This window comes from Asanoa siamensis, assembly GCF_016862555.1.
GTDB classification, from domain to species: domain Bacteria; phylum Actinomycetota; class Actinomycetes; order Mycobacteriales; family Micromonosporaceae; genus Asanoa; species Asanoa siamensis.
On record NZ_BONE01000025.1, the window covers coordinates 1 to 26,560 of the forward strand.

Sequence of the window (26,560 nt, forward strand, 5' to 3'; positions counted from 1 at the left end):
AGCTGGCCCAGGCCCTCCCGCGGCTCCTCTACGTGCGCGAGCCGGTCGCGCGCGACCCGCGCCTGTCGGCCATGCTCGACCGGGTCCGGCAGGACCGCACGGTGTCGTACCGGGGCTTCCGGACCGTCGCGGAGCTGCACGACCACGTGCTGCACGACCTCGCCGTGCTGCTCTCGGAGCGTTTCGGGCAGGTCGAGCCGACCGTGCCGCCGACCGCGGCGGCCGGCCGGCTGCCCGCGTACCGGACCGCGCTCATCGGCCGCGAGGCGGAGCTGGCGGAGCTCACGGGCCTGCTCGTCGAGGCGGACGTCCGGCTGGTCACGCTGACCGGCACCGGCGGCATCGGCAAGACCCGGCTCGCCGTGGCGGTCGCCGAGCAGCTGGCGGACCGGTTCCCCGACGGCGCGCGCTTCGTCGACCTGTCCATGGTCACGTCCGCCGGCCTGCTCGGCGAGGCCCTGGCCCGCGGGCTCGGGCTGCGCACCGGCAGCGACGTGGGGTCCTGGCTGCGCGGCCGGCGGCTGCTCCTCGTCGTCGACAACTTCGAGCAGCTCATCGAGGCCGCACCGGAGATCGGCGAGCTCGTCCGGGCCGCGCGCGGGGTGACCGCGCTGGTCACCAGTCGGGCGCCGCTGCGCCTCACCGCCGAACGGGTCTACGCGGTGCCGCCGCTGTCCGGGCCGCCCGACTCCACCGACCCGGAGACCGTCGTCGCGGGCTCGGCGGCCGTCCGGCTGTTCGTCGCGGCGGCCCGCACCGCGGTCCCCGACTTCGCGCTGACCCCGGCGAACGTCGGTGCCGTCGCCGCGATCGCCCGCGGACTCGGCGGGCTGCCACTGGCGATCATGCTGGCGGCGGGGAAGGTGCGGATGCTCAGCCCGCAGGCGATCGTGGACCACCTGAGCGACCAGCTCGCCCTGCTCACCGGCGGTGCCCGCGACCTGCCCGCCCGGCAGCGCACCCTGCGCGACACCATCGCGTGGAGCTACGACCTGCTCCAACCGGCCGAGCAGGCGCTGCTCGAGCGGCTGGGCGTCTTCGCCGGCGGCTGTGACCTCGAGGCGATCGCGGCGGTCGCGGGCGGCGACCCGCTGCCGCGGCTCGAAGCGCTGGTCGAGTCGGCGCTGGTCGGGCAGCACACGACCGGGACCGGCACGCCCCGGTTCACGATGCTGGAGAGCATCCGGTCGTTCGCGCTGGAGCGCCTGCGGACCGGCGACGGCTGGCACGCGGCGCACCGGGACCACGCGCGGCACTACCTGGGGCTGGCGCGGGCGGCCCAGCCGCACCTCGAGGGCCCGGCCGGGCCGGACTGGCTGAGCCGGCTGGAGCTGGAGCACGACAACGCGAACGTCGCGCTGGACTGGATCCTCGCGCACGACGACCCGGCGGTGGCCCTGGACCTGCTGCGGGTCAGCTGGCTGTTCTGGTGGCGGCGCGGACACATCGACGAGGTCAACCGGCACCTGGCCGACATCATGCACCACGGTGCCGGCAGGCTGCCGGACCAGTCGACCGGGCTGGCGCTCGTGCTCGCGGGCGGTGGTGCGTTCGCCGCGGGGCGGGTCGACCAGGCCCTGCCGATGCTGGAGCGGGCGCTGCCGCTGCTGCGCGCGGCCGGCGACGACGGCGGCCTGGCGCTCGCGACTGCCACCCTCGGCCCGTTCGCGGTCGCCGACGATCCGGAGCTCGCCGCGCGCTACCGGGCTGAGGCGCTGGCCAGCGCCGCCCGGTTGGGCGACAGCTGGCAGGTCAGCTACGTGCACAGCCGGCTCGCGCTGCTCACCGTCGGCGACGGCCGTCCGGAGGACGCGCGGGACCACCTGCGGGTGGCGCTCGGCTCGTCGGCCGGCGGCCAGGAGCCGTTCGCCGCGCTGCTGGCCAACTACACGGCGGCGATCTGCTGCCTGGCCTTCGACGATCCCGACCGGGCCCGCGGGCACCTGGTCGACGGCATCGGGCTCGCGGCCGAGGGCCGGGACGAGGCGGTCGTCAGCACGTTCCTGGCGGCGTTCGCCGAGCTCGCCGGCCGCGCCGGTGACCCGGTGAAGGCCGTCCGCCTGACGGCCGCGGCCACCGCGCTGCGGATCCCGTCGACCGAGCTGTGGATGCGCGCCTGCGTGGCACCGTGGCCGGCGCTGGAGCTGGACCGGTCGCTGGCGGAGGCCCGGCTGGGCGCCGACGCGTACGCGGCCGCGTGGGCGCAGGGCGAGGCGCTCGGCCTCGACCGGGCCGTGGCGGAGGTCAGCGCAGGGACCTGACGACCGCGCCGGCCGCGCGCCAGCCGCTGGCCAGCGCGCCCTGGATCGACGGGCTGTCCCGGTGGTCGCCCGCGACGAACAGGCCCTCGCCGAGCGCGACCGGCTTGCGCAGCCGGCCCTGCGGCGGCGGCGCGGCGGGCAGGGCGGCCGGGATCGGCACGGTGGTCAGGTGGGTCCAGCCGGCGGCCGACACGCCGTAGAGACGGGCGAGCTCGGCCCGGACCACCGGCTCCGGCGGCGCGTCGGGGCCGACCACCGACGTGGAGATCAGCGCCTGCCCGGGCGGCGCGTAGGACGGCGCGGCCGCCGACACCACGACGGTGTTGGCGACGAGCTCCCGCCGGTCACCGTCGAGCACCAGGGTCGGTTCGGCCAGCGGCGGCTCCGGGCTGGCGTGGTAGTAGGTCGTCAGCGCGTGCATCCGGGGCATCGGCACGGCCGGCAGCAGGTCGGTCGCGGCGGCGACCAGCACCGCGCGGGCGCGCACGACGGCGCCGTCCACGAGGGACACCGTGCCGGGCGCGACCGCGCCGACCGGCGCCGACAGGTGCAGCCGGTCGGCCGGCAGCGGCGCGGCGACCGCGGCGGGCAGCGCGGCCATCCCGGCCGCCGGCACGGCGATCCGGCCGCGCGCGAACGAGCGCACGATCATCGCCAGCACGTGGCTGGACGTCTCCAGCGACCGGTCCGCGAGCACCCCGGACAGGAACGGCCGGGCCAGCTCCTCGACGAACGCGTGGGAGAGGCCGGCCTGGCTCAGCGCCGCGGCCGTGGTGGTCTCCGGGGCGGCCAGCAGGCGGGCCGGCGGCAGCGTGGCGTCGCGGGCCACCAGCGCCGCGAACCGGACGAGGTCGAGCCGGGAGCCGAGCCGGCTGGCCGCGCCGAGGGACGCGCCGAGCACCCCCGGGCGCAGCGAGGCCGCCAGCCGGACCAGGTCGGGCCCGCGCCGGACCAGCACGCCCGGCGTGAACGGGCAGAGGTCGAGCGCGGCCAGGTCGACCAGCGCGGCCAGCCGCGGGTAGGCGGTGTTGAGCACCTGGAAGCCCCGGTCGAGCCGGTAGCCGTCGACCTGGTCGGTGGCGACCCGGCCGCCGAGCCGGTCGGCCGACTCGACCAGCACCCAGTCGAGCCCGGCGCGGTGCAGCCGGCGGGCGGCGGCCAAACCCGCCAGGCCACCACCGACGATGACCACGTCGGCGGAGCCGGGCAGGTCAGCAGGCATCGGTCTCCCTGGATCGACGCAGTCAATCGACGCAACGGAATCCTACCGCTTCCGTCCGCCGTGGACCGTCGTACCCGAAGATGGGGTGATGCGGATTTCCGGAGCGGTCGCCCTGGTGACCGGCGCTTCGTCGGGCATCGGCCGAGCCACCGCGCTCGCCCTGGCCGAGGCGGGCGCGAACGTCGTCGTGCACGGCCGCGACCGGCCGGCGCTGGAGGCGCTCGCCGCCCGGCTCGACGGCCACGCCCTGGTCGCCGAGCTGGGCACGGCCGGCGAGGCGGAGAAGCTCGGCCGGGCGGCACTGGACCGCGCGGGGCGGGTCGACATCCTCGTCGCGAGCGCGGGCGGCGGCTGGGCCGGACCTTTCGAGGAGATGCCCGACGGCGACCGCGACCGGCTGCTGGCGGTCAACCTCGCGGCGCCGATCGCGCTGACCGGTGTGCTGCTGCCGGGCATGCGCGAGCGGGGCCGGGGCTACCTCGCCTATGTGACCTCGATCGCCGGCCGCACCGGGGTCGCCGGCGAGGCGGTGTACGCGGCGACCAAGGCGGGGCTGGACGGTTTCGCCGAGAGCCTGCGGCTGGAGTTGCGCGGGACGGGCGTCGACGTGGGTGTTCTGGTGCCCGGTGTCGTCGATACCCAGTTCTTCGCGCGCCGCGGCCGCCCGTACGCCCGGGTGCGGCCCGCCCCACTCGATCCCGGGCCGGTCGGCCGCGACCTGGTCAGGCTGATCGCGACGGGTGGCGCGGAACTCTATCGGCCCGGGTGGCTCCGGTTGCCGGTCGCGGTCCGGAGTACCCTTCCCGGCGCCTACCGCGCCCTGGCCAGCCGGTTCGGCGGCAGTTGAGGGGCTGCCCGTCGATCTGTGCGAAGCTCGATGGATGGCCCGGTACGCCAGAGCGACGGTGGCATAGGACGTAGGGATCGGGTGTGGCCTTAGCGGTAGCTTTCGCGGTGTTCGCGGCGTTCCTCTTCGGCACCTCGGCCGCTCTCCAGCAACACGCGGCCCGCGAGACCGACTACGCCCCGGCCCACCCGGGCGAGGCCGGCACACCCAAGCACGTGGTGGTCGTCGTCTCGCTGATCCGGCTCATCCGGCGCCTGTTCCGCCGGCCCCTGTGGCTGATCGGCTGGTGCGCCAACCTCTTCGGGTTCGGCGTGCAGGCGGCCGCGCTGCACTTCGGCTCCGTCGCGCTCGTCCAGCCGCTGTTGGTGACCCAACTCCTGTTCGCGCTGCCGATCTCGCTGTCGCTGCGGCACCAGCGGCCCAACTGGCGCGACCTGGCCTCGGCCGGGGTGATCTGCGGCGGCCTCGCGCTGTTCCTCTCCGTGCGGGGTGTGGCGCCCCGGGCGGACGTGGCCAACCGGGGCTGGGCGATCCTCGCCGGGCTGGTCGTGGCGGTCGCGGTCGTCGTGATCGTCGGGCTGGCCACCGGTCGCCGGCCGGGCCTGCACTCCACGCTCGTCGCGATCGCGGCCGGCCTCTGCTTCGCCTACAGCGCGGTGGCGCTGAGCCTGACCGTGGACGACCTCGTGCACCGCGGCATCGCCGCGACCGCCACGGACTGGCCCGGGTACGCCCTGGCGGTCTCGACCCTGACCGGTCTGCTGCTGGAGCAGGGAGCGTTCGCGGCCGGTTCGCTCCCTCCGGCCGTGTCCGCGATGAACATCACCAATCCGGTCGCGAGCTACCTGATCGGCATCTTCGCGTTCAACGTCACACTTCCGCAAAGTGCGACGCAGCTCACAGCGTTGGCGATCGCGGCCGTGCTGATATCGGCGGGAGCGATCGGTCTCGCGCATTCGCCCAGCGTGCGGGCCGAACAGGACGAGGAAGCACGGGTGCGGACGGGCCGGTCCCACGGCCCTCCGCGCCCCCAGACGAGCCACTGAGCCACGGGCCGAGCTGCGCGTTTCGGCCCGGAAACGGGGGCGGCGACGCAATCTGGAACTGTGCACCTGAACAAGGGGCCTGAGCCGACCGCGTGGGGGAGCCCGGACGGCGAAGCTGACGTGCGCGTCCAGCGGCCCCGGCCCCGGCTGCTGCGGGAGCTGGTGCTCGTCGCCGCGGTGGTGGTGCTCTACGTGGCCATCTCCCGCGGCGGCGGCATGTCGCGCGACAGCATCGCCCTCGCGCACGGCCGCGACCTGCTGGGCCTCGAACGGTTCCTGCACATCGACGTCGAGCCGGCGCTGAACGCCTGGCTGGCGCCGCGCGGGACCCTCTCGGTGCTGGCCAACTACGAGTACGCGTTCGGCTATGTCACGACCTCGTTCGGCCTGCTGATCATCCTCTATCTCACCCGGTCGACGTGGTACCGCTGGGCGCGCAGCTCGTTCCTGCTGATCAACCTGATCGGCATCTCCATCTTCGCGATCTATCCGGCGACGCCGCCGCGGCTGCTGCCGGGCGAGGGCTTCGTCGACACCGTCACCGCCGGCAAGACCTTCGGCTCCTGGGGCTCGCCGCTGACCGCCGACGCCAACCACCTCGCGGCGATGCCGTCGCTGCACGTCGGGTGGGCGTTGTGGTTCTCCATCGTGGTCAGCTCGATCTTCGCCGGGAAATGGTGGGTGAAGGCGATCTGCGGCCTGTACGTCTGCCTCACCACGACGGTCATCATGGCGACCGCCAACCACTACATCCTCGACGCCGTCGGCGGCGCCCTGGTCACCCTGGTCTCGGTCGGCCTGATGGCGGTGGTGACGGACAAGCCCGACGCGAAACGGCCACGCCTGGCCCCGGCCGACGCGTTCGTCCTGCTCGGCGAGACCCTCACCGGCGCCGCGCAGCACGCCGGCGGCGTCGTCGTGCTGCGCGACCGGCGCCCGGCCGCCGAGGTCCGGGCGGACGTGGCGGCCCGGCTCCGGGCCGGGCTGGACCGCATGCCCCGGTTCCGGCACCGGGTGGCCGCGGGCTCGTTCTGGCGGCGGCCACGCTGGGAGCCAACCGGCGACCTCGACTGGGACTGGCACCTGCCGGTGCACGACGTGGCCCGGGGCAACGGCACCCCCGGCGGCCCGGCGGCGCTGGCGGCGTTCGTGGCCGCCGTGCAGGGCACGCCGCTCCCCCGCGACCGGCCGTTGTGGCGCTGCTGGACGGTGTCGGGAGTCGCACCGGGCGAGGTGGTCGTCGTGTTCGTCGCGCACCGCACGGTCGCCGACGGCCTGGAAACGATCTTCGAGCTGTGCGAGCCCCGTCCCCGGGCGACCGGCACCGACCTGGGCCCGCTCGGCGCGGTCAAGCGGGCCGGCGCGGTGCTCACCGGGATCGGCCAACTCGCCCGGGAGGGTCAGGTCGGGCGCCGGCTGCCCGTGGGCGCGCCCGGCGACCGCGACTTCGCGCTGGGCCAGGTGCCCACCGCGCTGGTCGAGGAGGCGGCCCGGGCCTACGGCGTCGCCCCGGCCGACCTGCTCCGCTCGGCCTGCGCCGGCGCGCTCCGGCGGATGCTGCCGGCCGGCGGCGATCTCCAGGTCGGCGTGCGGGTGACGATGCCGGCGCCCACCGGCCAGGGCATTGCCACGACGACCGTGCCGATCGCCCTGCCGCTCGCGCCGCTCGACGAGGTCGACCGGCTGCGGGAGACCGTGCGCCGTGGCGAGCGGCTGCGCTCGGGCACCCGCGCGCGGGCCGTCCGGTTCCTGGTCGGCACCGCCGCGGGCGGTGTGCCGCCGCCCGTGCAGCGGCGGTTTGCCCAGGTCGTACACGGGAAGCTCATCGAAGGCGTCGTTGCCGACCGGCCTGGCCCGAGTGGCGATTTCCGGCTGGCGGGCAGCACCGTGCGCTGGGTGTATCCGGTCGTCCCGCCGGCACCGGGCACACCGCTGGCGATCGGCGTCCTCGGCTGGGACCGGTGCCTGGACATCGGGGTCAGCGTCGACCCCGCGCTCGGCGTCGACGCGCATCGGCTCGCCGCCGCGCTGGTGGCGGTCATCGACGAGCTGTCCCGGCGGTCGGGCGCACCCGACTCCGGACCACGCGGCAGATCAAGCGAGGAATTTGGACCATTCTGGCCTGTTTTCCGCGAAGAAGGCATACCTGTCCGTAAAGATATGGGCTAACCGGCGCACCAGACCCACGGGCCGGCGACACGAGTCGATCGACGGCAATCGCCGCGGGTGGCCTGGGCACCGCGGACGAAGGGGGCAGCACCAAAAGATGGGCTCGATACAGGGGGATCAATCGAGCGAGGTGACGTCCGTCATGATCGCCGAAAGGCGACCCGGCGGCGGCGGAATCGACTCGATCCGGGGGAGCATGGCGGACATGACCTCCCTCCCTGACCCGGCCGGCGCCGGCGACGCGTACCTGCGCGCCAAGGAGCAAGCCGAGAACTTCCCGGTGGCACTGCGGATCCTGCCGCGCCGTCACCGGGCGCACCTGCTCGCCGTGTACGACGTGGCCCGGGTCATCGACGACCTCGGCGACACCGGCCACGGGGACCGCCGCCCGGCCCTGCGCGCGTTCGACGAGGACATCGACGTGCTGTTCGGCGGCGGGACGCCACGCCACCCGGTGCTCCAGCGGCTGAGCCCCACCGTGGCCGACCGCGGCCTGACCGCCAAGCCGTTCCACGACCTGGTCGCGGCCAACCTGCTGGACCAGGAGAAGGCCGCCTACGGCACGTTCGACGACCTGGTCGCCTACTGCCGGCTGTCGGCCGACCCGGTCGGCCGGATCGTGCTCGCCGTCTTCGGCGCCACCGGTACGCGGCTCGAACAGCTCTCCGACCGCATCTGCACCGCGCTGCAGATCGTCGAGCACTGCCAGGACGTCGCGGAGGACCGCCGCAACGGCCGGATCTACCTGCCGCTCGAGGACCTCGACCGGTTCGGCGTGCGCCCCTCCGACCTGGACGCCCACCGGGCCACCCCGGCGGTGCGCCGGCTCGTCGAGTTCGAGGCCCAGCGCGCCGGGACCCTGCTCGACGAGGGCCTCCCGCTGCTGCCCGCGCTGCGCGGCTGGGGCCGGCTCGCGGTCACCGGCTACGTCGCCGGCGGCCGGGCCACCCTCTACGCGCTGCGCCGCGCCGGCTGGGACGTCCTCGCGGCGACACCGAGACCGAAGAAACGCGACGTCCTCGCGCAGGCCGTCGCCGCGTCGCTGGGCTCGGGGGTGATGTCCCGATGAGCACCCTCGCCACCGCGTACGAGACCTGCGAGACGATCACCCGCACGGAGGCCCGCAACTTCTACTACGGCATCCGGCTGCTGCCGCCGGCCAAGCGGACCAGCCTGTGCGCCGTCTACGCCCTGGCCCGCCGGATCGACGACATCGGCGACGGTGACCTGGCGCCGGCCGCCAAGACGACGGCGCTGGCCGGGCTCAAGGCCGACCTGTCCGACATCGACCGCAGCACCGACCCCGTGCTGCTGGCCGTCGCGGACACCGCCCGGCGTTACCCGTTGCCGGTCGGCGCGTTCGGCGAGCTCGTCGACGGCGTGCAGATGGACCTCGACGGCACCCGCTACGACACCTTCGACCAGCTCGTCGGCTACTGCCGGTGCGTGGCCGGCTCGGTGGGCCGGCTCTGCCTCGGCGTGTTCGGCTCCCGGGCGGACCCGCGGGCGAGCGAGTACGCGGACGCCCTCGGCATCGCCCTGCAGCAGGTCAACATCCTGCGCGACATCCGCGAGGACCTGACGAACAACCGCGTCTACCTGCCGGCCGAGGACCTGCACCGGTTCGGCGTGCGGCTGGCCCTGGACGCCAAGGGCAACCTGGTCGACCGCGACGGCGGGCTGGCCCGGTTCATCGCGTTCGCCGCCGACCGGGCCCGGCTCTGGTACGAGCGCGGCCTGCGCCTGCTCCCCCTGCTCGACCGCCGCAGCGCCGCGTGCGCCGCGGCCATGTCCGGCATCTACCGGCGGCTGCTCGAGCAGATCGCCACGAACCCGCGGCTGGTCTACGACCGGCGGCTGTCGCTGACCGGCTGGCAGAAGGCGACCGTCGCGGTGCGCGCCATGGCGGGTGTGTCGTGACCCGGGCCGATGTCGCGGTGGTCGGCGGCGGGCTCGCCGGCATCACCGCCGCGCTCCGGCTGGCCGACGCGGGCCGGCGGGTGACCCTCGTCGAGACCAAGCCGTGGCTGGGCGGGCTCACGCACTCGTTCCACCGGGGCGACCTGGACGTCGACAACGGGCAGCACGTGTTCCTGCGCTGCTGCACGGCGTACCGGGGACTGCTCGACCGGCTCGGCGTGACCGACCGCACCCACCTGCAGGACCGGCTGGACATCGCCGTCCGCCAGCCCGGCGCCGGCGGCGCGCGGCTGCGCCGCAACAACCTGCCGGCTCCCCTGCACCTGGGCGGCGCGCTGCTCGGCTACGGGCTGCTCAACCCGATGCAGCGGTTCAGGTTCACCAAGGCGGCGCTGGCGATGAAGGCGCTGGACCGCGCCGACCCGGCGCTCGACGACCGGAGCTTCGGCGACTGGCTGCGCGAGCAGGGGCAGGACGCGCAGACCGTGCGGGCCATGTGGGACCTGGTCGGGCTGGCCACGCTCAACGTGCCGGCCGACGAGGCCTCGCTGGCCCTGGCCGCGATGGTGTTCCAGGTGGGGCTGCTCACCGACAACGACGCCGCCGACATCGGGTGGGCCACGGTCCCGCTGCGCGAGCTGCACGGCGAGGCGGCCGCCACGGCGCTGGCCGCGGCCGGGGTGGATGTGCGTACCGGCACCAAGGTCGACGCGGTCGAGCGCGGCAAGGCGGGTTTCACGGTGCGCCTGCGCGACGCCGGGACGCTGGACGCCGGCCAGGTCGTGCTGGCGGTGCCGCCGGCGGTGGCCGCGCGGCTCGCGCCCGACCTCGGTGTCACCGCGCTCGACAGCTCACCGATCGTCAACGTGCACCTGGTGGTCGACCGCCGGGTGCTGGACGAGCCGTTCGTGGCCGGCGTCGGGACCCCTATCCAGTGGGTGTTCGACCGGTCCGCCTCGTCGGGCCTGGCCGCGCGCCGACCGGACGCGCAATATCTCGCGGTGTCGCTGTCGGCCGCCGCCGAGCTGGTCGACCTGCCCGTCGCCGAGCTGCGCGAGCTGCTCCTGCCCGACCTGGTGGCGCTCTTCCCCACGCTCGCGGAGGCGACCGTCGACGACTTCTTCGTCACCCGCGAACGCACCGCGACCTTCCGTGCGGCGCCGGGCACCCAGCGGCTGCGGCCGCGGGCGGTGACCGCCGTCCCGGACCTTTTCCTGGCCGGGGCATGGACGGACACCGGATGGCCGGCCACTATGGAGGGTGCCGTGCGTAGCGGCGAAACCGCCGCCGACGCCGCCCTCGACGCGTCCACTGTAGACAAGAGGGCCGGCCGCCCCGCCGCCGCCGGCCCGCAGAGGCGTCAGGGGGTGCCGGCATGACACAGACGCTGCCCGCGTTGGACCGCAGCCGCGAGCTCTTGCTCCCCGCGTTGCGGGCCGCGGTCGCCCGGCTCGACCCGGCCAGCCGGTTGGCCGCCTCCTACCACCTGGGCTGGTGCGCGGCGGACGGGACGCCCGGCCAGGGCAACGGGGGCAAGGCGATCCGGCCCGCACTGGCGCTGCTCTCCGCCGAGGCGGTCGGCGCGCCGGCCCGGACCGGACTGCCCGGCGCGGTCGCCGTGGAACTCGTGCACAACTTCTCGCTGCTGCACGACGACCTGATGGACGGCGACGTCGAACGCCGGCACCGGCGCACCGTCTGGGCCATCTGGGGCGGCGACACCGCCATCCTGACCGGCGACGCGCTGCTCGCGCTCGCGCACGAGGTGGTGCTGGAGGCCGGCACACCGGCCGCCGCGCGGGCCGGGCTGCTGCTCGCCGCGACCACCCGCGAGCTGACCCGCGGCCAGGTGCAGGACGTGGCGTTCGAGACGCGCGACGACGTGACGCTCGACGAGTGCATCGAGATGGCCAGCGGGAAGACCGGCTCGCTGCTGGCCGCAAGCGCCTCCATCGGCGCCGTGCTGGCCGGCGCGGCCGAGCCGGCGGAGGCCGCGCTGCGGACGTTCGGCGCCCAGGTCGGCCTGGCGTTCCAGCTCGTCGACGACGTGCTGGGCATCTGGGGCGACCCGGCGGTGACCGGCAAGCCGGTCTTCTCCGACCTGCGCTCCCGCAAGAAGACGCTGCCGGTCACCTACACGCTCGGCGACCCGCGGCACGGCCCGGAGCTGTCCACCTGGCTGCGGGCGCCCGGCGACCCGGACGACGCCGCCCTGCGCCGCGCCGCGGACCTGGTGGAGCTGGCCGGGGGCAGGGAATGGGCGCTGTCCGAGGCGCGGGAACGGATGTCGCTGGCGGAGAAGGCACTGTCCACCGTCGACATCGACGAGGAAGCCCGAACGGAACTGATGGCCCTGGGGAGGTTCATCGTGGACCGGGACTCATGAGCACGACCGTCGCCGGGACGCCGGCGCTCGACCAACCGCCGCGGTCGCTCGCCGCGACGCTCACCGCCGCCGTCGACCACCTGCGCAGGCGGCAGGACGTGGCCGGCTGGTGGAAGGGCGAGCTGGCCACCAACGTGACGATGGACGCCGAGGACCTGCTGCTGCGGCAGTTCCTCGGCATCCGCACCGAGCAGCAGACCGAGGAAGCCGCCCGGTGGATCCGCTCGCAGCAGCGCGACGACGGCACCTGGGCCAACTTCCACGGTGGTCCCGGCGACCTGTCGACGACCGTCGAGGCGTACGTGGTGCTCAAGCTCGCCGGCGACGATCCGGACGCGGCCCACATGGCCCGCGCCCGCGCGTTCGTCATGGAGATGGGCGGGCTGGAGCGCACCCGGGTGTTCACCCGGATCTGGATGGCGCTGTTCGGGCTCTGGTCCTGGGACGACCTGCCCGAGCTGCCACCCGAGATGATCTTTCTGCCGCGCTGGTTCCCGCTCAACGTCTACGACTGGGCGTGCTGGGCCCGGCAGACCGTGGTGCCGCTGACCATCGTCGGCAGCCTGCGCCCCGTGCGCCCGATGCCGATCGGCATCGACGAGCTGCGCAGCGGCGCCCGCCCGCCGGCCGGCGCGCCACTGTGGAGCTGGACGGGCTTCTTCCAGCGCACCGACCGGGTGCTCAAGCTCTACGGCCGGCACGCGTTCAAGCCCCTGCGCGAGCTGGCCCAGCGGCGCGGTGCCGAGTGGATCCTGGCCCGCCAGGAGGCCGACGGCTCGTGGGGCGGCATCCAGCCGCCGTGGGTCTACTCGCTGCTCGCGCTGCACCTGCTCGGCTATCCACTCGACTACCCGGCGCTGCGGGCCGGGTTCGCCGGCCTCGACGCGTTCACGATCCGCGAGGAGACCGAGGCGGGCTGGGTGCGCCGGCTGGAGGCCTGCCAGTCGCCGGTCTGGGACACCGCGCTCGCCCTGGTCGCGCTCCTCGACGCCGGCGTGCCGGCCACCGACGAGGCGGTCCGCCGCGCGACGGTCTGGCTGCTCGGCGAGGAGATCTCGGTGCCCGGCGACTGGGCGGTGCGCCGGCCCGGCCTCGCACCGGGCGGTTGGGCGTTCGAGTTCGCCAACGACCTCTACCCCGACACCGACGACACCGCGGAGATCGTGCTCGCGCTGCGCCGCGTCGCCGCCGGGCTGCCGGCGGACGACCCGCTGCGCGCCGAGATCGAGGGCGCGGTCGCGCGCGGGGTCGGCTGGACCGTGGGCATGCAGTCCGGCGACGGCGGCTGGGGCGCGTTCGACGCCGACAACACCCGCACGCTCGCCAACAAGCTGCCGTTCTGCGACTTCGGCGAGGTCATCGACCCGCCGTCGGCGGACGTCACCGCGCACGTGGTGGAGATGCTGGCCTACGAGGGCCGCACCGGCGATCCGGTGACCCAGCGGGGGGTCACCTGGCTGCTGCGCAACCAGGAGTCCGACGGCTCCTGGTTCGGCCGGTGGGGTGCCAACTACGTCTACGGCACGGGTGCCGCGGTGCCCGCCCTGGTCGAGGCCGGCGTCGACGCGGGCGCGCCGGCCGTCCGCGCGGCGGTGCACTGGCTGGTCGCGCACCAGAACCCCGACGGCGGCTGGGGCGAGGACCTGCGGTCCTACGAGGACCCGGCGAACTGGGCCGGCAAGGGCGCGTCCACCCCGTCGCAGACCGCCTGGGCGCTGCTCGCGCTGCTGGCGGCCGGCGAGACCGACCACCCGGCGACCCGGGCCGGCATCGACCACCTGATCGGCACCCAGCGCGCCGACGGGTGCTGGGACGAGGACCACTTCACCGGCACCGGCTTCCCGGGCGACTTCTACATCAACTACCACCTCTACCGGCTGGTCTTCCCGATCACGGCGCTGGGCCGCTATCTGAAGGTCACACCGTGACCAGGCACGCGCCCGTCATCTGTGTCGCGCTCGGCGTCGAGCGGCGCGCCCTGCGCGGTGCGGCCACGGCGGTGCTGCGGGTCGGCATGGGCCCGCGGCGGGCGGCCGGCGCGTTCGACGCCTCCGGCGCGCTCGGCGGGCGACCCGTGCTGGTGGCGGGCGTCGGCGGCGGGCTCGGGCCCGGCGTGCGCCCCGGCGACCTGGTGGTGGCCACCGAGGTACGCGGCCCGGACGGCAGCGTCCGGCAGTGCCCCTCGGCCCCGCTGCTCGCCGCCGAACTGCGCCGGCTCGGGCTGGTCGTGCACCTCGGCCCGATCGCCTCGCAGCGCCGGGTGGCCGGGCAGGCGGCCCGCCGCCGGCTGGCCGCGAGCGGCGCGCTGGCCGTCGACACCGAGTCGGCCTGGCTGGCACCGACGCAGACACCGTTCGCCGTGGTCCGCGCGATCGTCGACACCGCCGACGCGCCGCTGCTGCGACCCGGCACCGCCGCCCGGGGCATCCGCGCGCTGGCCGCGCTGCGCCGCGCCGTCCCGGCGCTGGACGCCTGGGCCGCCGCGACCGGTGAGCGCGAGGTGCGGCTGGCCAACCCCCGCTCGTTCTGCGCCGGCGTCGAGCGGGCGATCGACGTGGTCGACCGGGCGCTGGAGCGCTTCGGCGCCCCCGTGTACGTACGCCGGCAGATCGTGCACAACACCCACGTGGTGCGGGATCTCGAGGGTCGCGGCGCGGTCTTCGTCGAGGAGGTCGACGAGGTGCCGCCGGGCAGCGTGCTGGTGTTCGCCGCCCACGGGGTCTCCCCCGCCGTGCGGGCCGAGGCCGAGGCGCGCGGGCTGCGGGTGGTCGACGCGACCTGCCCGCTGGTCACCAAGGTGCACACCGAGGTGCGCCGGCACAGCTCGCGCGCGGCCACCGTCTTGCTGATCGGCCACGCCGACCACGAGGAGGTCGAGGGCACGCTCGGCGAGGCACCCGCCGACGTGGTGGTGGTCGAGGACGTGGCCGCCGCCGCCCGGGTGGTGCCGCGGGACGCCGGGAACGTCGCGTACGCCATGCAGACCACGCTCGCCGTCGACGAGGCCACCGAGATCGCCGACGTGCTGCGGTCGCGATTCCCGGAGATCCAGGCGCCGAAGAGCGACGACATCTGCTACGCCACCACCAACCGCCAGCGCGCCGTACGCGACATCGCCGCCGACTGCGACCTGATGCTGGTCGTGGGTTCGGCGAACTCGTCGAACTCGGTCCGCCTGGTCGAGGTCGCGCGGCGGGAGGGTGTCCGCGCCACGCTGGTCGACCACGCCGCCGACGTCGGCCTGTCCATGCTCGCCGGGGTACGCCGCATCGGCGTCACCGCCGGCGCGTCCGCGCCGCCCACCCTGGTCGACGAGCTCGTCGACTGCCTGAGCGGACTCGGACCCCTCACCGTGGCCGAGCCGGCCGCGGATCCGGAAGTCCTGCGTTTCACACTGCCCAAGGAGGTGAGCTGAACGATGGGGATGCCTTTTCGGCAGAGCGTTCGGCTGGGCCGGTACCTGTTGAAGCAGAAGCTGCTCCGCCGGGACAAGTTCCCGCTGCTGGTGGAGCTCGAGCCGCTGTTCGCGTGCAACCTGAAGTGCGCCGGCTGCGGCAAGATCGAACAGCCCGCGGCGCTGCTCAAGAAGCGGATGCCGGTCGAGCAGGCGGTGGCCGCGATCGAGGAGAGCGGCGCGCCGATGGTCTCGATCGCCGGTGGTGAGCCGCTGATGCACAAGCAGATCGACGAGATCGTGCGCCAGCTGCTGGATCGCAACAAGATCGTGTTCCTGTGCACCAACGCGCTGCTGATGCCCAAGCACCTCCACAAGTTCAAGCCGCACCGCAACTTCGCCTGGATGGTGCACGTCGACGGGCTCAAGGAGCGGCACGACCTGTCGGTCAGCCACGAGGGCGGCTTCGAGGGCGCGATCGAGGCCATCAAGATGGCCAAGGCCGCGGGCTTCCGGGTGATGACCAACACGACGTTCTTCAACACCGACACGCCGCAGACCGTCATCGGGGTCCTCGACTACCTGAACAACGTGGTCGAGGTCGACAACATGCAGATCTCGCCCGCGTACGCGTACCAGAAGGCGCCTGACCAGGAGCACTGGCTCGGCGTCTCGGAGACCCGCGAGCTGTTCGCCAAGGCGTTCGCCAACGGGCGCCGGAAGAAGTGGCGGCTCAACCACTCGCCGGTCTTCCTCGACTTCCTCGAGGGCAAGCGGGACCTGGAGTGCACCGCGTGGGGCATCCCGTCCTACTCGCTGCTGGGCTGGCAGCGGCCGTGCTACCTGTTGGACGACAGCTACGCGGCCACCTACAAGGAGCTCATCGAGGAGACCGACTGGAGCGCCTTCGGCCGGGGCAAGGACCCGCGCTGCGCCAACTGCATGGCGCACTGCGGCTACGAGCCCACGGCGGTGATCGCCACGCTGGGATCGCTCAAGGAGACCATGCGGGCGGCCGTGGGGCGGTGACACCGATGGCCCTGCTGGAGCGCATCCACTGCCCGGGCGACCTGCGGGCGCTGCCCGAGTCGTCGCTGCCCGACCTGGCTCTCGAGATTCGCTCACTGCTGATCTCGTCGGTCACCCGGACAGGTGGGCATCTCGGACCCAACCTCGGCGTGGTGGAGCTGACCATCGCGCTGCACCGGGTGTTCGACTCGCCGCACGACGCGCTGGTCTGGGACACCGGGCACCAGGCGTACGTGCACAAGATGCTCACCGGCCGCTGGGCCGCGCTGGACAGCCTGCGCCAGGAGGGCGGGCTGTCCGGCTACCCGTCGCGGTCAGAGAGCGCGCACGACCTCGTGGAGAACTCGCACGCGTCGACGGCGCTGTCCTATGCCGACGGGCTGGCGAAGGCGTTCGCCCTGGGTGGGCGGCCCGACCGCGCCGTCGTGGCCGTGGTGGGCGACGGGTCGCTGACCGGCGGCATGGCGTGGGAGGCGCTGAACAACATCGCCGCCGCGCCGGAACGGCCGATCGTGGTGGTGCTCAACGACAACGGCCGCTCGTACGCACCGACCGCGGGCGCCGTCGGCCGCCACCTGGCGGCATTGCGGGACGGGCCGCCGGCCTCGGTGTTCGAGCAGCTCGGCCTGGCCTACCTGGGCCCGGTCGACGGCCACGACGCCGCGGCGGTCGAGGTCGCGCTGCGCAAGGCGCGGTCGCTCGGCACGCCGGTGGTGGTGCACTGCCTGACCCGCAAGGGCCTGGGCCACGCGCCGGCGGAGCAGGACGAGGCCGACCGGATGCACACGGTGGGCCCGGCCGGGCCGCCGTCCGGCGCGCAGAGCTGGACCTCGGTCTTCGGCGCGGAGATGGTGGCGCTGGGCGCCGAACGGCCGGACGTGGTGGCGATCAGCGCGGCCATGCTGGGGCCGACGGGCCTGCGGGCGTTCGCGGACGCGTACCCGTCGCGGGCCTTCGACGTCGGGATCGCCGAGCAGCACGCGGTCACGTCGGCCGCGGGGCTGGCGACGGGCGGTCTGCACCCGGTGGTCTGTGTCTATTCGACGTTCCTGAACCGGGCCCTGGACCAGGTGCTGATGGACGTCGCGCTGCACCGCCTGCCGGTGACGTTCGTGCTCGACCGGGCCGGGATCACGGGCAGCGACGGCCCGTCCCACCACGGGATGTGGGACCTGTCGCTGCTCGGCATGGTGCCGGGCATGCGGGTGGCCGCGCCGCGCGACGGCGAGCAGCTCCGGCTGCTGCTGCGCGAGGCGGTGGCCCACCACGGCCCGGCGGCGCTGCGCTTCCCCAAGGCGGACGTGGGTCCGGCGCTGGCCGCGGTCGGCAAGCTGGGCACAGCCGACGTGCTCCGCTGGGGCCCGGCCGGCGGCCGTCGCCCGGGCTCGGCCCCCGGCGGCCTGTTCCGCGCGGGCACGGACCACGTCCCGGCCTCAGGCGGCATGCGGGACACCACGGTGGGTGTGGCCGCCGACGGAGTGCTCATTCTTGCGATCGGGCCCCTCGGGGCCCCGGCGCTCGTGGCGGCTGAGCGGCTGTCGCTCGATGGTGTGCCGGTGACCGTGGCGGATCCGCGGTGGTTGTTGCCCGTGGACCCGGAGCTGGTGGCGGCCGCGGCGGCGTACCGGCTGGTGGTGACGGTCGAGGACAACGGCGCGCACGGTGGCTACGGCGACGCGGTGTCGCGGGCCCTGCGATCCGCCGGGGTACGGGTGCCGGTGCGGTCGCTGGCGCTGCCGCAGCGCTTCCTGGCGCACGGCTCGCGCAGCGCGATCCTGACGGCGCGCGGCCTGGGTGCGGAGAGCATCGCGGACGCGGTGCGGCGGGAGCTGCCGCTGGCGTAAGCGAAAGAACCCACCGCAGGCACCGCAACGTGGGTTTTCAGGGGGCTCGGCCCCCTGAGCAGATATACGAGGGGGCGAGGTTCGCGCTTTCCGCGAACACACGCCCCAGCCCACTCGTTGCTCCCCCGTTTGGACTCGAACCAAAAACCTGCCGGTTAACAGCCGGCTGCTCTGCCAATTGAGCTACGGGGGATCGGGTGCTTCGCCGGTTCCCCGGCGCCGCGCGACCGGTACGAAGACTACAGGATGCGCGTCGTTTCGGGGTCATCGGGTGGGGGTACGACACGCACTGCCCGAGGGTTCCGGGTGGGTTCACGCCCGGGAGTGCCGAAAACAGGGCAAATTAGTCAGATAGTGCTTCCGAAGCATGGCTCGGTTGCACGATGGGTAGGTAACCGGGGACAGCAACGTTGCCGCGCACGTGGAACGACGCGTCCGGCACAGGGAAGGAGCCGCAATGCGCGGAAAGCTTTGGTTCATCGGCGGACTCGCCGCGGGCTTCGTCCTGGGCGCCCGCGCGGGCCGGGAGAAGTACGAGGAGATCGTCCAGCAGGCCCGCAAGGTCATGGACCACCCGACGGTGCAGGAGGCCAAGGGCACCGCACAGGCCCAGGCCAACCGCCTCGTGTCCGAGGGTAAGGACAAGATCAGCCACAGCAAGATCGGCGAGAAGATGAGCTCCGGTTCCGGTAACGGCTCGTCCTCGACCAGCAGCATCGGCTCGTCGCGGGCCTCGACGGGAGCGACCACACCGTCGTCCTCGTCGGCGGCCCCGACCAAGCCCATGCCCTGACGATCTTGTGAAAGGCCCCGCGCCGAGCCGGCGCGGGGCCTTCGCTGTGCCTACTCCTTGCTGGAGAACGCGGCGTCGAAGGCCGCGCTCGGGGCGTCGAAGGCGAGCCGGCGGACGAACTCGAGCGCCTCGGGGGCACCGACGAGACGGTCCATGCCGGCGTCCTCCCACTCGATCGAGATCGGGCCGTCGTACCCGATCGCGTTCAGGGCCCGGAAGCAGTCCTCCCACGGGACGTCGCCGTGCCCGGTGGAGACGAAGTCCCAGCCGCGGCGCAGGTCGGCCCAGGGCAGGTGCGAGCTGAGCCGGCCGCGGCGGCCGTCGCCCGTGCGTACCTTCGCGTCCTTGCAGTCGACGTGGTAGATCCGGTCCTGGAAGTCGAAGATGAAGTTGACCGGGTCGAGGTCCTGCCAGACGAAGTGCGACGGGTCCCAGTTGAGCCCGAACGCCGGCCGGTTGCCGATCGCCTCGAGGGTGCGCTTGGTGGTCCAGTAGTCGTACGCGATCTCGCTGGGGTGCACCTCGTGCGCGAACCGGACGCCCACCTCGTCGAACACGTCGAGGATCGGGTTGAACCGGTTGGCGAAGTCCTCGTACCCCCGGTCGATCATGCTGGCCGACGCGGGCGGGAACATCGCCACGGTGTGCCAGATCGACGAGCCGGTGAAGCCCACGACGGTCTTGACGCCCAGCTTGGCGGCCGCGCGGGCGGTGGTCTTGATCTCGTCGGCGGCCCGCTGCCGGACCCCCTCGGGCTCGCCGTCGCCCCACACGCGGGCCGGCAGGATGTCCTGGTGGCGCTCGTCGATCGGGTGGTCGCAGACCGCCTGGCCGACCAGGTGGTTGGAGATCGCGAACACCTGCAGGTTGTATTTCGCCAGGGTCTCGCGCTTGCGGTCGACGTAGCCGTCCTCGTTGACCGCCTTGTCGACGTCGAAGTGGTCGCCCCAACAGGCGATCTCGAGCCCGTCGTAGCCCCACTCGGAGGCCAGCCGGCACACCTCTTCGAACGGCAGGTCGGCCCACTGGCCGGTGAAGAGCGTGATGGGTCGCGCCATTGTCCTTCTTCTCCCTGTAGATGACCCGGGATCCTGGTGGTGGACAGGCGCGAGGAGACCGTCCGTGCGGTCTTCGCCGCCACGTCGACGAGCCGGCCGGGCAGAGCCCGTGCGACCGGGCGGGTTGCGCCTCCCGCCCGGTTGCCGGCCGCTTCCGCGGCTGCGGGCTTCACTCTAGATCGACGCGCCGCCCGTGGAAACCCCGCCGACGCGCCGTCCGATCACACCGGAGGGGTACGGGGTGTGTCCGCCGCCGCCAGATGGGTAAACCCTCCCCCGATGGAGGACGAGGTCACGCGGCTGCTGGGCGGTCGTTACCGGCTGGAGCGGCGCATCGCGATGGGCGGTGCCGCCGAGGTGTGGCGTGGGCGCGACGAGATGCTCGGCCGTACGGTCGCGGTCAAGGTCATGCACGGCGACGCCGACGACCCCGCGACGCCCGACGACCTCGTCTTCGCCGAGGCCCGGGCCGTGGCCGCGCTGGCGCACCCCAACGTCGCCGAGGTGTTCGACGTCGGGGTGTGTCCGCCGTTGCGCTACATCGTCATGGAGTTCGCCGACGGGCGCACGCTCGCGCAGCACCTGCGCGCCGGCGCGCTCGACTGGCGGATCGCCGTGCGGGTCTGCGCCGAGGTGAGCGCCGCCCTGGCCGCCGCGCACGTCGCCGGACTCGTGCACCGCGACGTCAAGCCGGCCAACGTCATCCTCACGCCGTACGGCGCCAAGGTGCTGGACTTCGGCATCTCGGTGCTGGCCGGCAGCGACGACCGCCTCGCCGACGGGACGATCACGGGCACGCCGGCGTTCATGGCCCCCGAACGGTTCCGCGGGCTGCCCGCGGCCCCGGCCACCGACATGTACGCCCTCGGCGTGCTGCTCTACCTCTGCCTCACCGGTCGCCTGCCATTCCCGCCACCGCCCCGCAACGGCGACGTGATCGCGCCGCCCGCGCTGCTCCCGGTGCGGCTCCCGGCGATCCCGGACCTGCCGGCCGAGGTCGCCGACGTCTGCCTGTCCTGCCTGGACCCCGAGCCGGACCCGCGCCCGACCAGCTTCGCGGCGGCGCTGCTGCTGGCCGAGGCCGCCGACGCCCGGGTGCACCTGCCGCCGCTCGCCGCGCTGCCGGAAGACGAGGAGCCGACGTCGCCCTGGACCTCGGCCGCGGCCGAGGCGCCGACGGACATCGGCGACACGGTGCGCGACGGCGCCGCCGCGCGCCTCGAGGAGCACTCGCGGATCGCGGCGGGTCGCCACCGCGCTGACTAGGGTGGAGTGTGGCATCGGGGGGCGATATGCGCATTCTGGTCATCGGCGCCGGCGCGGTCGGCGGCTACTTCGGCGCGCGGCTGGCGCGGGCCGGGCGGGACGTGACCTTCCTGGTCCGGCCCCGGCGCGCGGCGGATCTCGCCGAGCGGGGCCTGCGGATCCGCGAGCCCGACAGCGCGCCGGAGCGGGTCGACGTCACGACCGTCGAGCGGGTCGCCGAGCCGTACGACATCGTCCTGTTGGCCGTCAAGGGTTATGCCCTGGACGGCGCGATCCGCGACCTCTCGCCCGCCGTCGGCCCGCGGACCACGATCGTGCCGTTCCTCAACGGTCTCGCGCACATCGACACGCTCGTCGCGGCGTTCGGCGTCAAGGTGTACGGCGGCGTCTGCTACGTCGCCACCACCCTCACCGACGACGGCGAGATCGTGCGGCTCGGCGGCCCGGTCCGGATGAGCTACGGCCCGCTCTCGGGCGCGCCGGCGCAGGGCGCCCAGGAGGTGCACGAGGCGCTGAGCGATGCCGGCTTCGACTCCGCGCTCTCCGACGCGATCGAGACGGAGATGTGGGAGAAGTGGGTCTTCCTCGCCTCGGTCACGGCGGTGAACTGCCTGGGCCGCGGCACCGTCGGCGACGTCAACGCGGTGCCCGGCGGCGCCGACCTCGCCACCGCGATCGCCGACGAGGCGGGCCGGGTCGCGCGGGCGGCCGGTTTCCCGCCGCGCCCGGAAGCCACCCGGGGCCTGCTGGGCACCCTGACGGCGACCGGCGGCACGACCACCTCGTCGGTCTACCGCGACCTGCGCGCCGGCCGCCGGGTCGAACGCGACGCGATCGTCGGCGACCTGGTGCGCCGCGCCCGCGACCTGGAGGTGCCCACCCCGCTGCTCGCGGCAGCCGACGTCAACCTGGCGGTCTACGAGCGGGGGCTGGCACCCGCGCCGACGTAGGCCTCGACCAGGTCCACCGCGCGGACCGCGCCGTCGTGCTCGCGGATCTCGGCGCCCAGCCGGGTCGCCGCCGTGCGGTCGGCGGTGCTGGCGAGCAGGGCCGTGACCGCGGCGCGGATCTCCGCCGGACCGGCGCTCTTCCTCAGCGCGCGGCCGACCCCCAGTCGGGTCACGGCCGCGCCGATCGCCGGCTGGTCCATCATGGGGTGCATCGGCAGGACCAGCAGGGGTACGCCGTGCGCCAGCGCCCGGGCTGTCGTGCTGTGCCCGCCGTGGCCGATGACCAGGGCGGTGCCCGGCAGCAGCGCGCCGTGGTCGGCCCACCGGTGGACGGTCGCGTTGGCGGGCGCCCGCAGCACGGCCGGGTCGATCGCCGGCCCGGTCGTCACCACGACCTCGACCGGCAGGTCGGCCAGGCCGTCCAGGATGGACTGCAACGCCTTCTCCTGGCCGTCAGGCTGACCAGCACCCGCGGCGGGTCGGTGCGCGGCGGCGCGGGGATGGGCTCGTCCCGCCAGACGACGCCGACGTGCCGGACGCCGGCCGGCAGCGCCGCGGCCGGACGGTGACCAGGCTCAGCTTCGGTGACTCCAGCGCCTGGCGCATCCGGATGCCGCGTATCCGCATGATCGCGCCGATCGGGCCGCGTGCCTCCGCGGCGAAGAAGCTCCAGAGCGTGTGGACGAGCGAGACGGTGGGCAGGCCGGCCGCGCGGACCGTGCGCAGCGCGCCGAGCAGCAGGCAGTCGACGACGACCACGTCGGTCCTGGTCGCGGCCGCCAGCCGCACCGCGTCGGCGCCGATGCCGCGGTCGGCGAAGATGGCCGTCATGTCGCGCAGGCCCGACAGCGTGCTCCGCGGCGCGGCCGAGTCGTAGGGCAGGCCCTCCCGGACGGGCTCGAACACGAACCCGGCGGCCTCGAGCCAGGCCGCGGTCGCAGCGCAGCAGCTTCCAGGCGTACACGTCGGTGGCGACGACCAGCAGGTCGACGGGGTCCTCGCGGTCACCGACCAGAGGCCCGAAGATCTCCTCGACCCAGGCGCGGTGGAGCAGCTTGCCGGGCCCGACGACGGCCGCGATCCGCGGGTCGTGCTCCTGGCTGAGCATCCGCAGCACGAGGTCGCCGCGCCGCTCGTAGTGCGCGACCACCACCCGCACCGCCGCGGCCGGATCACCGACGGGCGCCCGCCGCTCGTCGACGACCTCGGCGGACGCGACCTCGACGGCGGCGTCCAACATGCCGTCGCGGCTGCCGGAGTGGCGCAGGACTGTCTGCACGGTGGTGCCGGCCCTGGCCGCGACCTCGTCGAGGGTGATCTCGATGGTCAGCTTCTCCTCGGCCAGGGCCGGCGCCGCGCGCAGGATGCGCAGCCGGGTCGCCGCCTTGGCGGCGGGCTCGTCAACTCCAGACGGTGAAGGCGACGCGCTGCGGTTCGGGATCGATGTAATCGACCTCGTAGAGCACCCGGAAGACGGTGCCGTCGGGCAGGCCGGTGGCCAGCACCGTCCGCCGGTGCGGCGGGGTCGCACACGCCCGGACCGGCGTCGTGTAGACCGGTTCGCCGCCGCCCGGGGCCTGGAGCATCAGCAGGAACGTCTGGCAGCGATCGTTCGGTGCGCGGACGTCCCGGACGTGGGAGACGGAGATGCTGCCGCAGCCGTGAACGGCGACCGGAACCGAGGCAACCCGGCCGGCCGCGTAGAAGTCGGTGCCGGGCCGGTCGGCCGCACAGCGGCCCCGCCCGGCGTCGGTGGCGCCGGCCGCGGACGGCACGAGCAGAGCCCCGACGATGACAGCGAGAGTGGAAGTGATCCACAGAGATCGATTCATCGTGCCACGATCCGGCAGCCCGGACCCGATCCGGCCCGGGCGGGTCGGTGTTGGCACTTTTCCGGGAGCCGGCGCGCGCGGTTCAGCGGCGGCCGGCGGCCAGGGCGACCAGGTACTGCCCGCCACCCTCGTCGACGCTCGCGGTCACCGGCAGTCCGGGCACCAGCCGCGAGAACCGGTCGACCAGCCAGTCCGCCGCCTCCCGGGCGTCCCTCTTGTCAGTCCTGAGGATGGTCGTCCGACAACGAGGTCAGGCGTGAAACGTGGGGTCTCCGGGGGTCGCCCCCGGAACAGGAATGCCGGGGGCGAGGACCGGCACGGGTTGTGGGCGTCCCGTGCCGGCCCCCGCGGTCCGGAGGACCGACTACGGCAGCGTCCAGCGCTGGTTCGCCGCGCCGTTGCAGGCCCAGAGGTGGACGATCGTGCTGTCCGCGGAGTTGTTGCCGCTCACGTCCAGGCACTTCGCCGAGGTCGCGTTGACCAGCGACGAGTTCGCCCCGGCCGACCAGTTCTGGGCCCCGGTGCCGTTGCAGGTCCAGAGCTGGATCTTCGTGCCGTTGGCCGTGCCGCTGCCGCTGACGTCCAGGCACTTGCCCAGCGCCCGCAGCGTCGCGCCGTTGCGGGTCCAGGTCTGCGACGCGCTGCCGTTGCAGGTGTAGAGCTGGATCTGCGTGCCGTCGGCCGTGCCGCCGTTGCGGACGTCCAGGCACTTGTTGGCCAGGCCGACGACCGGGCCCGTGCCGGTGGGCGGCGTGGAGGTCTTCACGAAGGTGAAGTCGTCCACGTCGAACAGTCCGGTCCCCGAACCCGTGAACGTCAGGTACACGTTGGCCGTGCCCGAGGGCACACCCGACAACGAACCGGAGACATTCGCGTACGTGTCCCACGAGCCCGTGTTCGGCACCGCGACCGAGCCCAGCACCGGGCCGGTCGTCGAGCCGTTGCGCACCTGGATCGTGCCGCCCGCCCCGCCGGACACCACGCGCGCCCGGAACGAGGTCGCGCCGCCGACGTTCACGCCGTTGTAGGCCGCCCAGTCGCCCGGCTCGATGTAGCCCAGCGTCTGGCCGTTGTTGGCCCCGGCCTTGGTGAACGCCTGCACGCCGGACGCCGACGAGAAGGACTCGGCCTGGACCGTGACGTCACCGACCGGCGGCGTGCCCAGCTCCTTGATCCGCACGTTCCGGAACGAGACGTCGTCACCCGTGCCGTGGTTCTGGAGGCCGATGTGGCCCGCCAGCGACCGCGCCGGCACGGTGTTGGTGAAGTCGTTGATCTTCACGCCGTTCAGGAAGATCTGCAGCCGCTCGCCCTCGACCAGCAGCTCGTAGGTGTTCCACTCCCCCGGCGGGTTCAGCGCCGCGTCGCGGGCCGCGATGTCCGCCGACTTGAACGTGTAGACCGATCCCGTCGTACGGTCGGCCGCGTCCGTCGCGTCGATCTGGATCTCGTAGCCGTTGTTGACCGCCGACCACGGGTCGGTCGACGGCGGGAAGCCGATGAAGATGCCGGAGTTGTCGTCACCGTCCATCTTCCAGTCGAGCTTCAGCGAGTAGGACGTGTACTGCTTCGCGGAGTACCAGTAGAGCCCCATGCCGCCGGTCGACTTGAGCGTGGCGTCGCTGTTCGTGAACGAGCCCGGGCCGGCCTGCGACCAACCGGTCGTCGAGCCGTTGTAGATGGCCGTGTAGCCCGTCTCGGGCCGGCAGTCGGCGTCGGTCCGGGCGCCCGCGTAGCGGATGCCACCGAGCAGCATCGAGCGGAAGTTCGCTTCCGTGTACGAGGCCTGCGTGTGCCCGAGTCCTGTGTAGAACGACCGGCCGCCGTCGTACGCCTTGCACCAGATGATCGGGTGGTCGGCGCCCATCCCACCGCCGGAGTAGGAGGACTCGTCGAGCGTGGCCAGCACCCGCGCGGTCGACCGGGGGTTGGTCCGGTAGTTGTACCACTCGTCGGTGCGGGTCCAGGTCTGCGGCAGGTGGGCGGTCGCCGCGGTGCCCCGGTTCTCGACCTTGACGTTGGCCTGCTGGATCGCCGGGTGCGAGTTGAAGTAGGCACCGACCAGGTTGCCGTACCAGGCCCAGTCGTACTCGGTGTCGGCCGCCGCGTGCACGCCGACGTAGCCGCGACCGGAGCGGATGAAGTTCTCGAACGCCGTCTGCTGCGTCGCGTTGAGCACGTCGCCGGTCGTCGAGAGGAAGACCACGACCTCGTACGGCGCGAGGCCGGAAGCGGTGAACGTGTTGGCGTCCTCGGTGGCGGTGACGGTGAAGTTGTTGGCCGTGCCGAGCTCGCGGATGGCCTGGATGCCGGCCGGGATGGAGTCGTGCCGGAAACCGGCGGTCTTCGAGAAGACCAGGACGTCGTACGCGGCGTCGGCGGCACTCGCCGGGCCGGCCTGTGCCGTACAGGCGATGACGGCCAGGGCGGCGGTGATCGCGCCGATGGCGGTCCTGATGAGTCTGCGCATCTGCTCTCCCAGGGACGGTGCGGGGGCGCCTGGGCGGACGCCCCCGCTGGGCTGATTCCCGATGCCTGGACTG

22 protein-coding genes, 1 tRNA gene and 1 pseudogene are annotated in these 26,560 nt (G+C 73.8%); 17 read left to right on the forward strand and 7 right to left on the reverse strand.

What is annotated here, in order from left to right:
- Positions 1-2,261: ATP-binding protein (locus Asi02nite_RS16945; protein WP_444541772.1), on the forward strand; the 2,261-nt coding region annotated here is incomplete at its 5' end.
- Here Asi02nite_RS16945 and Asi02nite_RS16950 read toward each other — a convergent pair.
- Positions 2,245-3,471, reverse strand: coding sequence for an FAD-dependent oxidoreductase (locus Asi02nite_RS16950; RefSeq protein ID WP_203714122.1), 1,227 nt, complete (start codon positions 3,469-3,471; stop codon positions 2,245-2,247). The two genes, Asi02nite_RS16945 and Asi02nite_RS16950, sit on opposite strands and share 17 nt — an antisense overlap.
- 100 nt (positions 3,472-3,571) lie before the next feature.
- Here Asi02nite_RS16950 and Asi02nite_RS16955 point away from each other — a divergent pair, with 100 nt between their 5' ends.
- The 12 genes and pseudogenes from Asi02nite_RS16955 (at position 3,572) to Asi02nite_RS17005 (ending at position 18,118) form a co-directional block, all read left to right on the forward strand.
- Positions 3,572-4,330, forward strand: coding sequence for an SDR family NAD(P)-dependent oxidoreductase (locus Asi02nite_RS16955; protein WP_203714008.1), 759 nt, complete (start codon positions 3,572-3,574; stop codon positions 4,328-4,330).
- Positions 4,331-4,413: 83 nt separating this feature from the next.
- Positions 4,414-5,376 carry a DMT family transporter gene (locus tag Asi02nite_RS16960; protein ID WP_203714009.1) on the forward strand — a complete coding sequence of 321 codons (963 nt, stop codon included), beginning with the start codon at positions 4,414-4,416 and terminating at the stop codon, positions 5,374-5,376.
- 60 nt (positions 5,377-5,436) lie between these two features.
- Positions 5,437-7,545 carry a bifunctional phosphatase PAP2/O-acyltransferase family protein gene (locus tag Asi02nite_RS16965; RefSeq protein WP_203714010.1) on the forward strand — a complete coding sequence of 703 codons (2,109 nt, stop codon included), beginning with the start codon at positions 5,437-5,439 and terminating at the stop codon, positions 7,543-7,545.
- Between the two features lie 205 nt (positions 7,546-7,750).
- On the forward strand, positions 7,751-8,614 hold the full coding sequence (gene hpnC / locus Asi02nite_RS16970) for a squalene synthase HpnC (protein ID WP_203714011.1): 864 nt from the start codon (positions 7,751-7,753) through the stop codon (positions 8,612-8,614).
- Positions 8,611-9,465, forward strand: a complete 855-nt coding sequence (gene hpnD, locus Asi02nite_RS16975; RefSeq protein ID WP_203714012.1) for a presqualene diphosphate synthase HpnD — start codon at positions 8,611-8,613, stop codon at positions 9,463-9,465. Before hpnC ends, hpnD begins: the two co-directional genes overlap by 4 nt.
- Complete coding sequence (gene hpnE / locus Asi02nite_RS16980) at positions 9,462-10,844, forward strand: hydroxysqualene dehydroxylase HpnE (protein ID WP_203714013.1); 1,383 nt, start codon at positions 9,462-9,464, stop codon at positions 10,842-10,844. The genes hpnD and hpnE overlap by 4 nt, the downstream gene beginning before the upstream one ends.
- The gene (locus tag Asi02nite_RS16985; RefSeq protein ID WP_203714015.1) at positions 10,841-11,851 is read left to right on the forward strand and encodes a polyprenyl synthetase family protein; all 1,011 of its coding nucleotides are present in this window, start codon (positions 10,841-10,843) and stop codon (positions 11,849-11,851) included. Before hpnE ends, Asi02nite_RS16985 begins: the two co-directional genes overlap by 4 nt.
- On the forward strand, positions 11,848-13,779 hold the full coding sequence (gene shc / locus Asi02nite_RS16990) for a squalene--hopene cyclase (protein WP_203714017.1): 1,932 nt from the start codon (positions 11,848-11,850) through the stop codon (positions 13,777-13,779). The genes Asi02nite_RS16985 and shc overlap by 4 nt, the downstream gene beginning before the upstream one ends.
- 71 nt (positions 13,780-13,850) lie before the next feature.
- Positions 13,851-14,234: pseudogene (locus tag Asi02nite_RS42985) on the forward strand (phosphorylase family protein); the annotation flags it as partial.
- A gap of 81 nt (positions 14,235-14,315) precedes the next feature.
- The gene (gene ispH / locus Asi02nite_RS42990; RefSeq protein ID WP_444541773.1) at positions 14,316-15,266 is read left to right on the forward strand and encodes a 4-hydroxy-3-methylbut-2-enyl diphosphate reductase; all 951 of its coding nucleotides are present in this window, start codon (positions 14,316-14,318) and stop codon (positions 15,264-15,266) included.
- Positions 15,267-15,269: 3 nt separating this feature from the next.
- Positions 15,270-16,274 (forward strand): adenosyl-hopene transferase HpnH, encoded by a 1,005-nt coding sequence (hpnH, locus tag Asi02nite_RS17000; protein WP_203714019.1) that lies wholly within the window; start codon positions 15,270-15,272, stop codon positions 16,272-16,274.
- A gap of 5 nt (positions 16,275-16,279) precedes the next feature.
- A complete protein-coding gene (locus tag Asi02nite_RS17005; protein ID WP_203714020.1) occupies positions 16,280-18,118 on the forward strand; it encodes a 1-deoxy-D-xylulose-5-phosphate synthase in 1,839 nt (612 codons plus the stop codon).
- 120 nt (positions 18,119-18,238) lie between these two features.
- On the opposite strand, the gene Asi02nite_RS17010 is transcribed toward Asi02nite_RS17005, so the two are convergent.
- Positions 18,239-18,311: transfer RNA gene (locus Asi02nite_RS17010), tRNA-Asn, on the reverse strand.
- A 264-nt stretch (positions 18,312-18,575) separates the two neighbouring features.
- On the opposite strand from Asi02nite_RS17010, the gene Asi02nite_RS17015 reads away from it, so the two are divergent.
- Entirely contained in the window at positions 18,576-18,911 is a 336-nt protein-coding gene (locus Asi02nite_RS17015) for a hypothetical protein (protein ID WP_203714021.1), read from the forward strand.
- A gap of 50 nt (positions 18,912-18,961) precedes the next feature.
- On the opposite strand, the gene Asi02nite_RS17020 is transcribed toward Asi02nite_RS17015, so the two are convergent.
- Positions 18,962-19,969, reverse strand: a complete 1,008-nt coding sequence (locus tag Asi02nite_RS17020; protein ID WP_203714022.1) for a sugar phosphate isomerase/epimerase family protein — start codon at positions 19,967-19,969, stop codon at positions 18,962-18,964.
- 279 nt (positions 19,970-20,248) lie between these two features.
- Between Asi02nite_RS17020 and Asi02nite_RS17025 the strand changes: the two genes are divergently transcribed.
- Positions 20,249-21,235 (forward strand): serine/threonine-protein kinase, encoded by a 987-nt coding sequence (locus tag Asi02nite_RS17025; RefSeq protein ID WP_203714023.1) that lies wholly within the window; start codon positions 20,249-20,251, stop codon positions 21,233-21,235.
- 26 nt (positions 21,236-21,261) lie between these two features.
- Positions 21,262-22,185, forward strand: coding sequence for a ketopantoate reductase family protein (locus tag Asi02nite_RS17030; protein ID WP_203714024.1), 924 nt, complete (start codon positions 21,262-21,264; stop codon positions 22,183-22,185).
- On the opposite strand, the gene Asi02nite_RS17035 is transcribed toward Asi02nite_RS17030, so the two are convergent.
- Together Asi02nite_RS17035 and Asi02nite_RS17040 are read right to left on the reverse strand one after the other, a co-directional pair.
- A complete protein-coding gene (locus tag Asi02nite_RS17035) occupies positions 22,152-22,622 on the reverse strand; it encodes a glycosyltransferase (protein ID WP_203714025.1) in 471 nt (156 codons plus the stop codon). The genes Asi02nite_RS17030 and Asi02nite_RS17035 overlap by 34 nt on opposite strands.
- A 16-nt stretch (positions 22,623-22,638) precedes the next feature.
- Entirely contained in the window at positions 22,639-23,193 is a 555-nt protein-coding gene (locus Asi02nite_RS17040) for a hypothetical protein (RefSeq protein ID WP_203714026.1), read from the reverse strand.
- Positions 23,194-23,230: 37 nt separating this feature from the next.
- On the opposite strand from Asi02nite_RS17040, the gene Asi02nite_RS17045 reads away from it, so the two are divergent.
- Positions 23,231-23,602 (forward strand): hypothetical protein, encoded by a 372-nt coding sequence (locus Asi02nite_RS17045; RefSeq protein ID WP_203714028.1) that lies wholly within the window; start codon positions 23,231-23,233, stop codon positions 23,600-23,602.
- Here Asi02nite_RS17045 and Asi02nite_RS17050 read toward each other — a convergent pair.
- Positions 23,586-24,017, reverse strand: coding sequence for a hypothetical protein (locus Asi02nite_RS17050; RefSeq protein WP_203714030.1), 432 nt, complete (start codon positions 24,015-24,017; stop codon positions 23,586-23,588). The genes Asi02nite_RS17045 and Asi02nite_RS17050 overlap by 17 nt on opposite strands.
- 364 nt (positions 24,018-24,381) lie before the next feature.
- Positions 24,382-26,487: a ThuA domain-containing protein gene (locus Asi02nite_RS17055; RefSeq protein WP_203714032.1), complete on the reverse strand. Its 2,106-nt coding sequence runs from the start codon at positions 26,485-26,487 to the stop codon at positions 24,382-24,384.
- Positions 26,488-26,560 lie beyond the last annotated feature (73 nt).

Coding starts and splice junctions, on each gene's coding strand:
- Asi02nite_RS16955 (WP_203714008.1), top strand. CDS start 3,572: ATGCGGATTTCCGGAGCGGTCGCCCTGGTGACCGGCGCTTCGTCGGGC.
- hpnC (WP_203714011.1), top strand. CDS start 7,751: ATGACCTCCCTCCCTGACCCGGCCGGCGCCGGCGACGCGTACCTGCGC.
- hpnD (WP_203714012.1), top strand. CDS start 8,611: ATGAGCACCCTCGCCACCGCGTACGAGACCTGCGAGACGATCACCCGC.
- Asi02nite_RS16985 (WP_203714015.1), top strand. CDS start 10,841: ATGACACAGACGCTGCCCGCGTTGGACCGCAGCCGCGAGCTCTTGCTC.
- shc (WP_203714017.1), top strand. CDS start 11,848: ATGAGCACGACCGTCGCCGGGACGCCGGCGCTCGACCAACCGCCGCGG.
- hpnH (WP_203714019.1), top strand. CDS start 15,270: ATGGGGATGCCTTTTCGGCAGAGCGTTCGGCTGGGCCGGTACCTGTTG.
- Asi02nite_RS17005 (WP_203714020.1), top strand. CDS start 16,280: ATGGCCCTGCTGGAGCGCATCCACTGCCCGGGCGACCTGCGGGCGCTG.
- Asi02nite_RS17015 (WP_203714021.1), top strand. CDS start 18,576: ATGCGCGGAAAGCTTTGGTTCATCGGCGGACTCGCCGCGGGCTTCGTC.
- Asi02nite_RS17020 (WP_203714022.1), bottom strand. CDS start 19,969: ATGGCGCGACCCATCACGCTCTTCACCGGCCAGTGGGCCGACCTGCCG.
- Asi02nite_RS17025 (WP_203714023.1), top strand. CDS start 20,249: ATGGAGGACGAGGTCACGCGGCTGCTGGGCGGTCGTTACCGGCTGGAG.
- Asi02nite_RS17030 (WP_203714024.1), top strand. CDS start 21,262: ATGCGCATTCTGGTCATCGGCGCCGGCGCGGTCGGCGGCTACTTCGGC.
- Asi02nite_RS17050 (WP_203714030.1), bottom strand. CDS start 24,017: ATGAATCGATCTCTGTGGATCACTTCCACTCTCGCTGTCATCGTCGGG.
- Asi02nite_RS17055 (WP_203714032.1), bottom strand. CDS start 26,487: ATGCGCAGACTCATCAGGACCGCCATCGGCGCGATCACCGCCGCCCTG.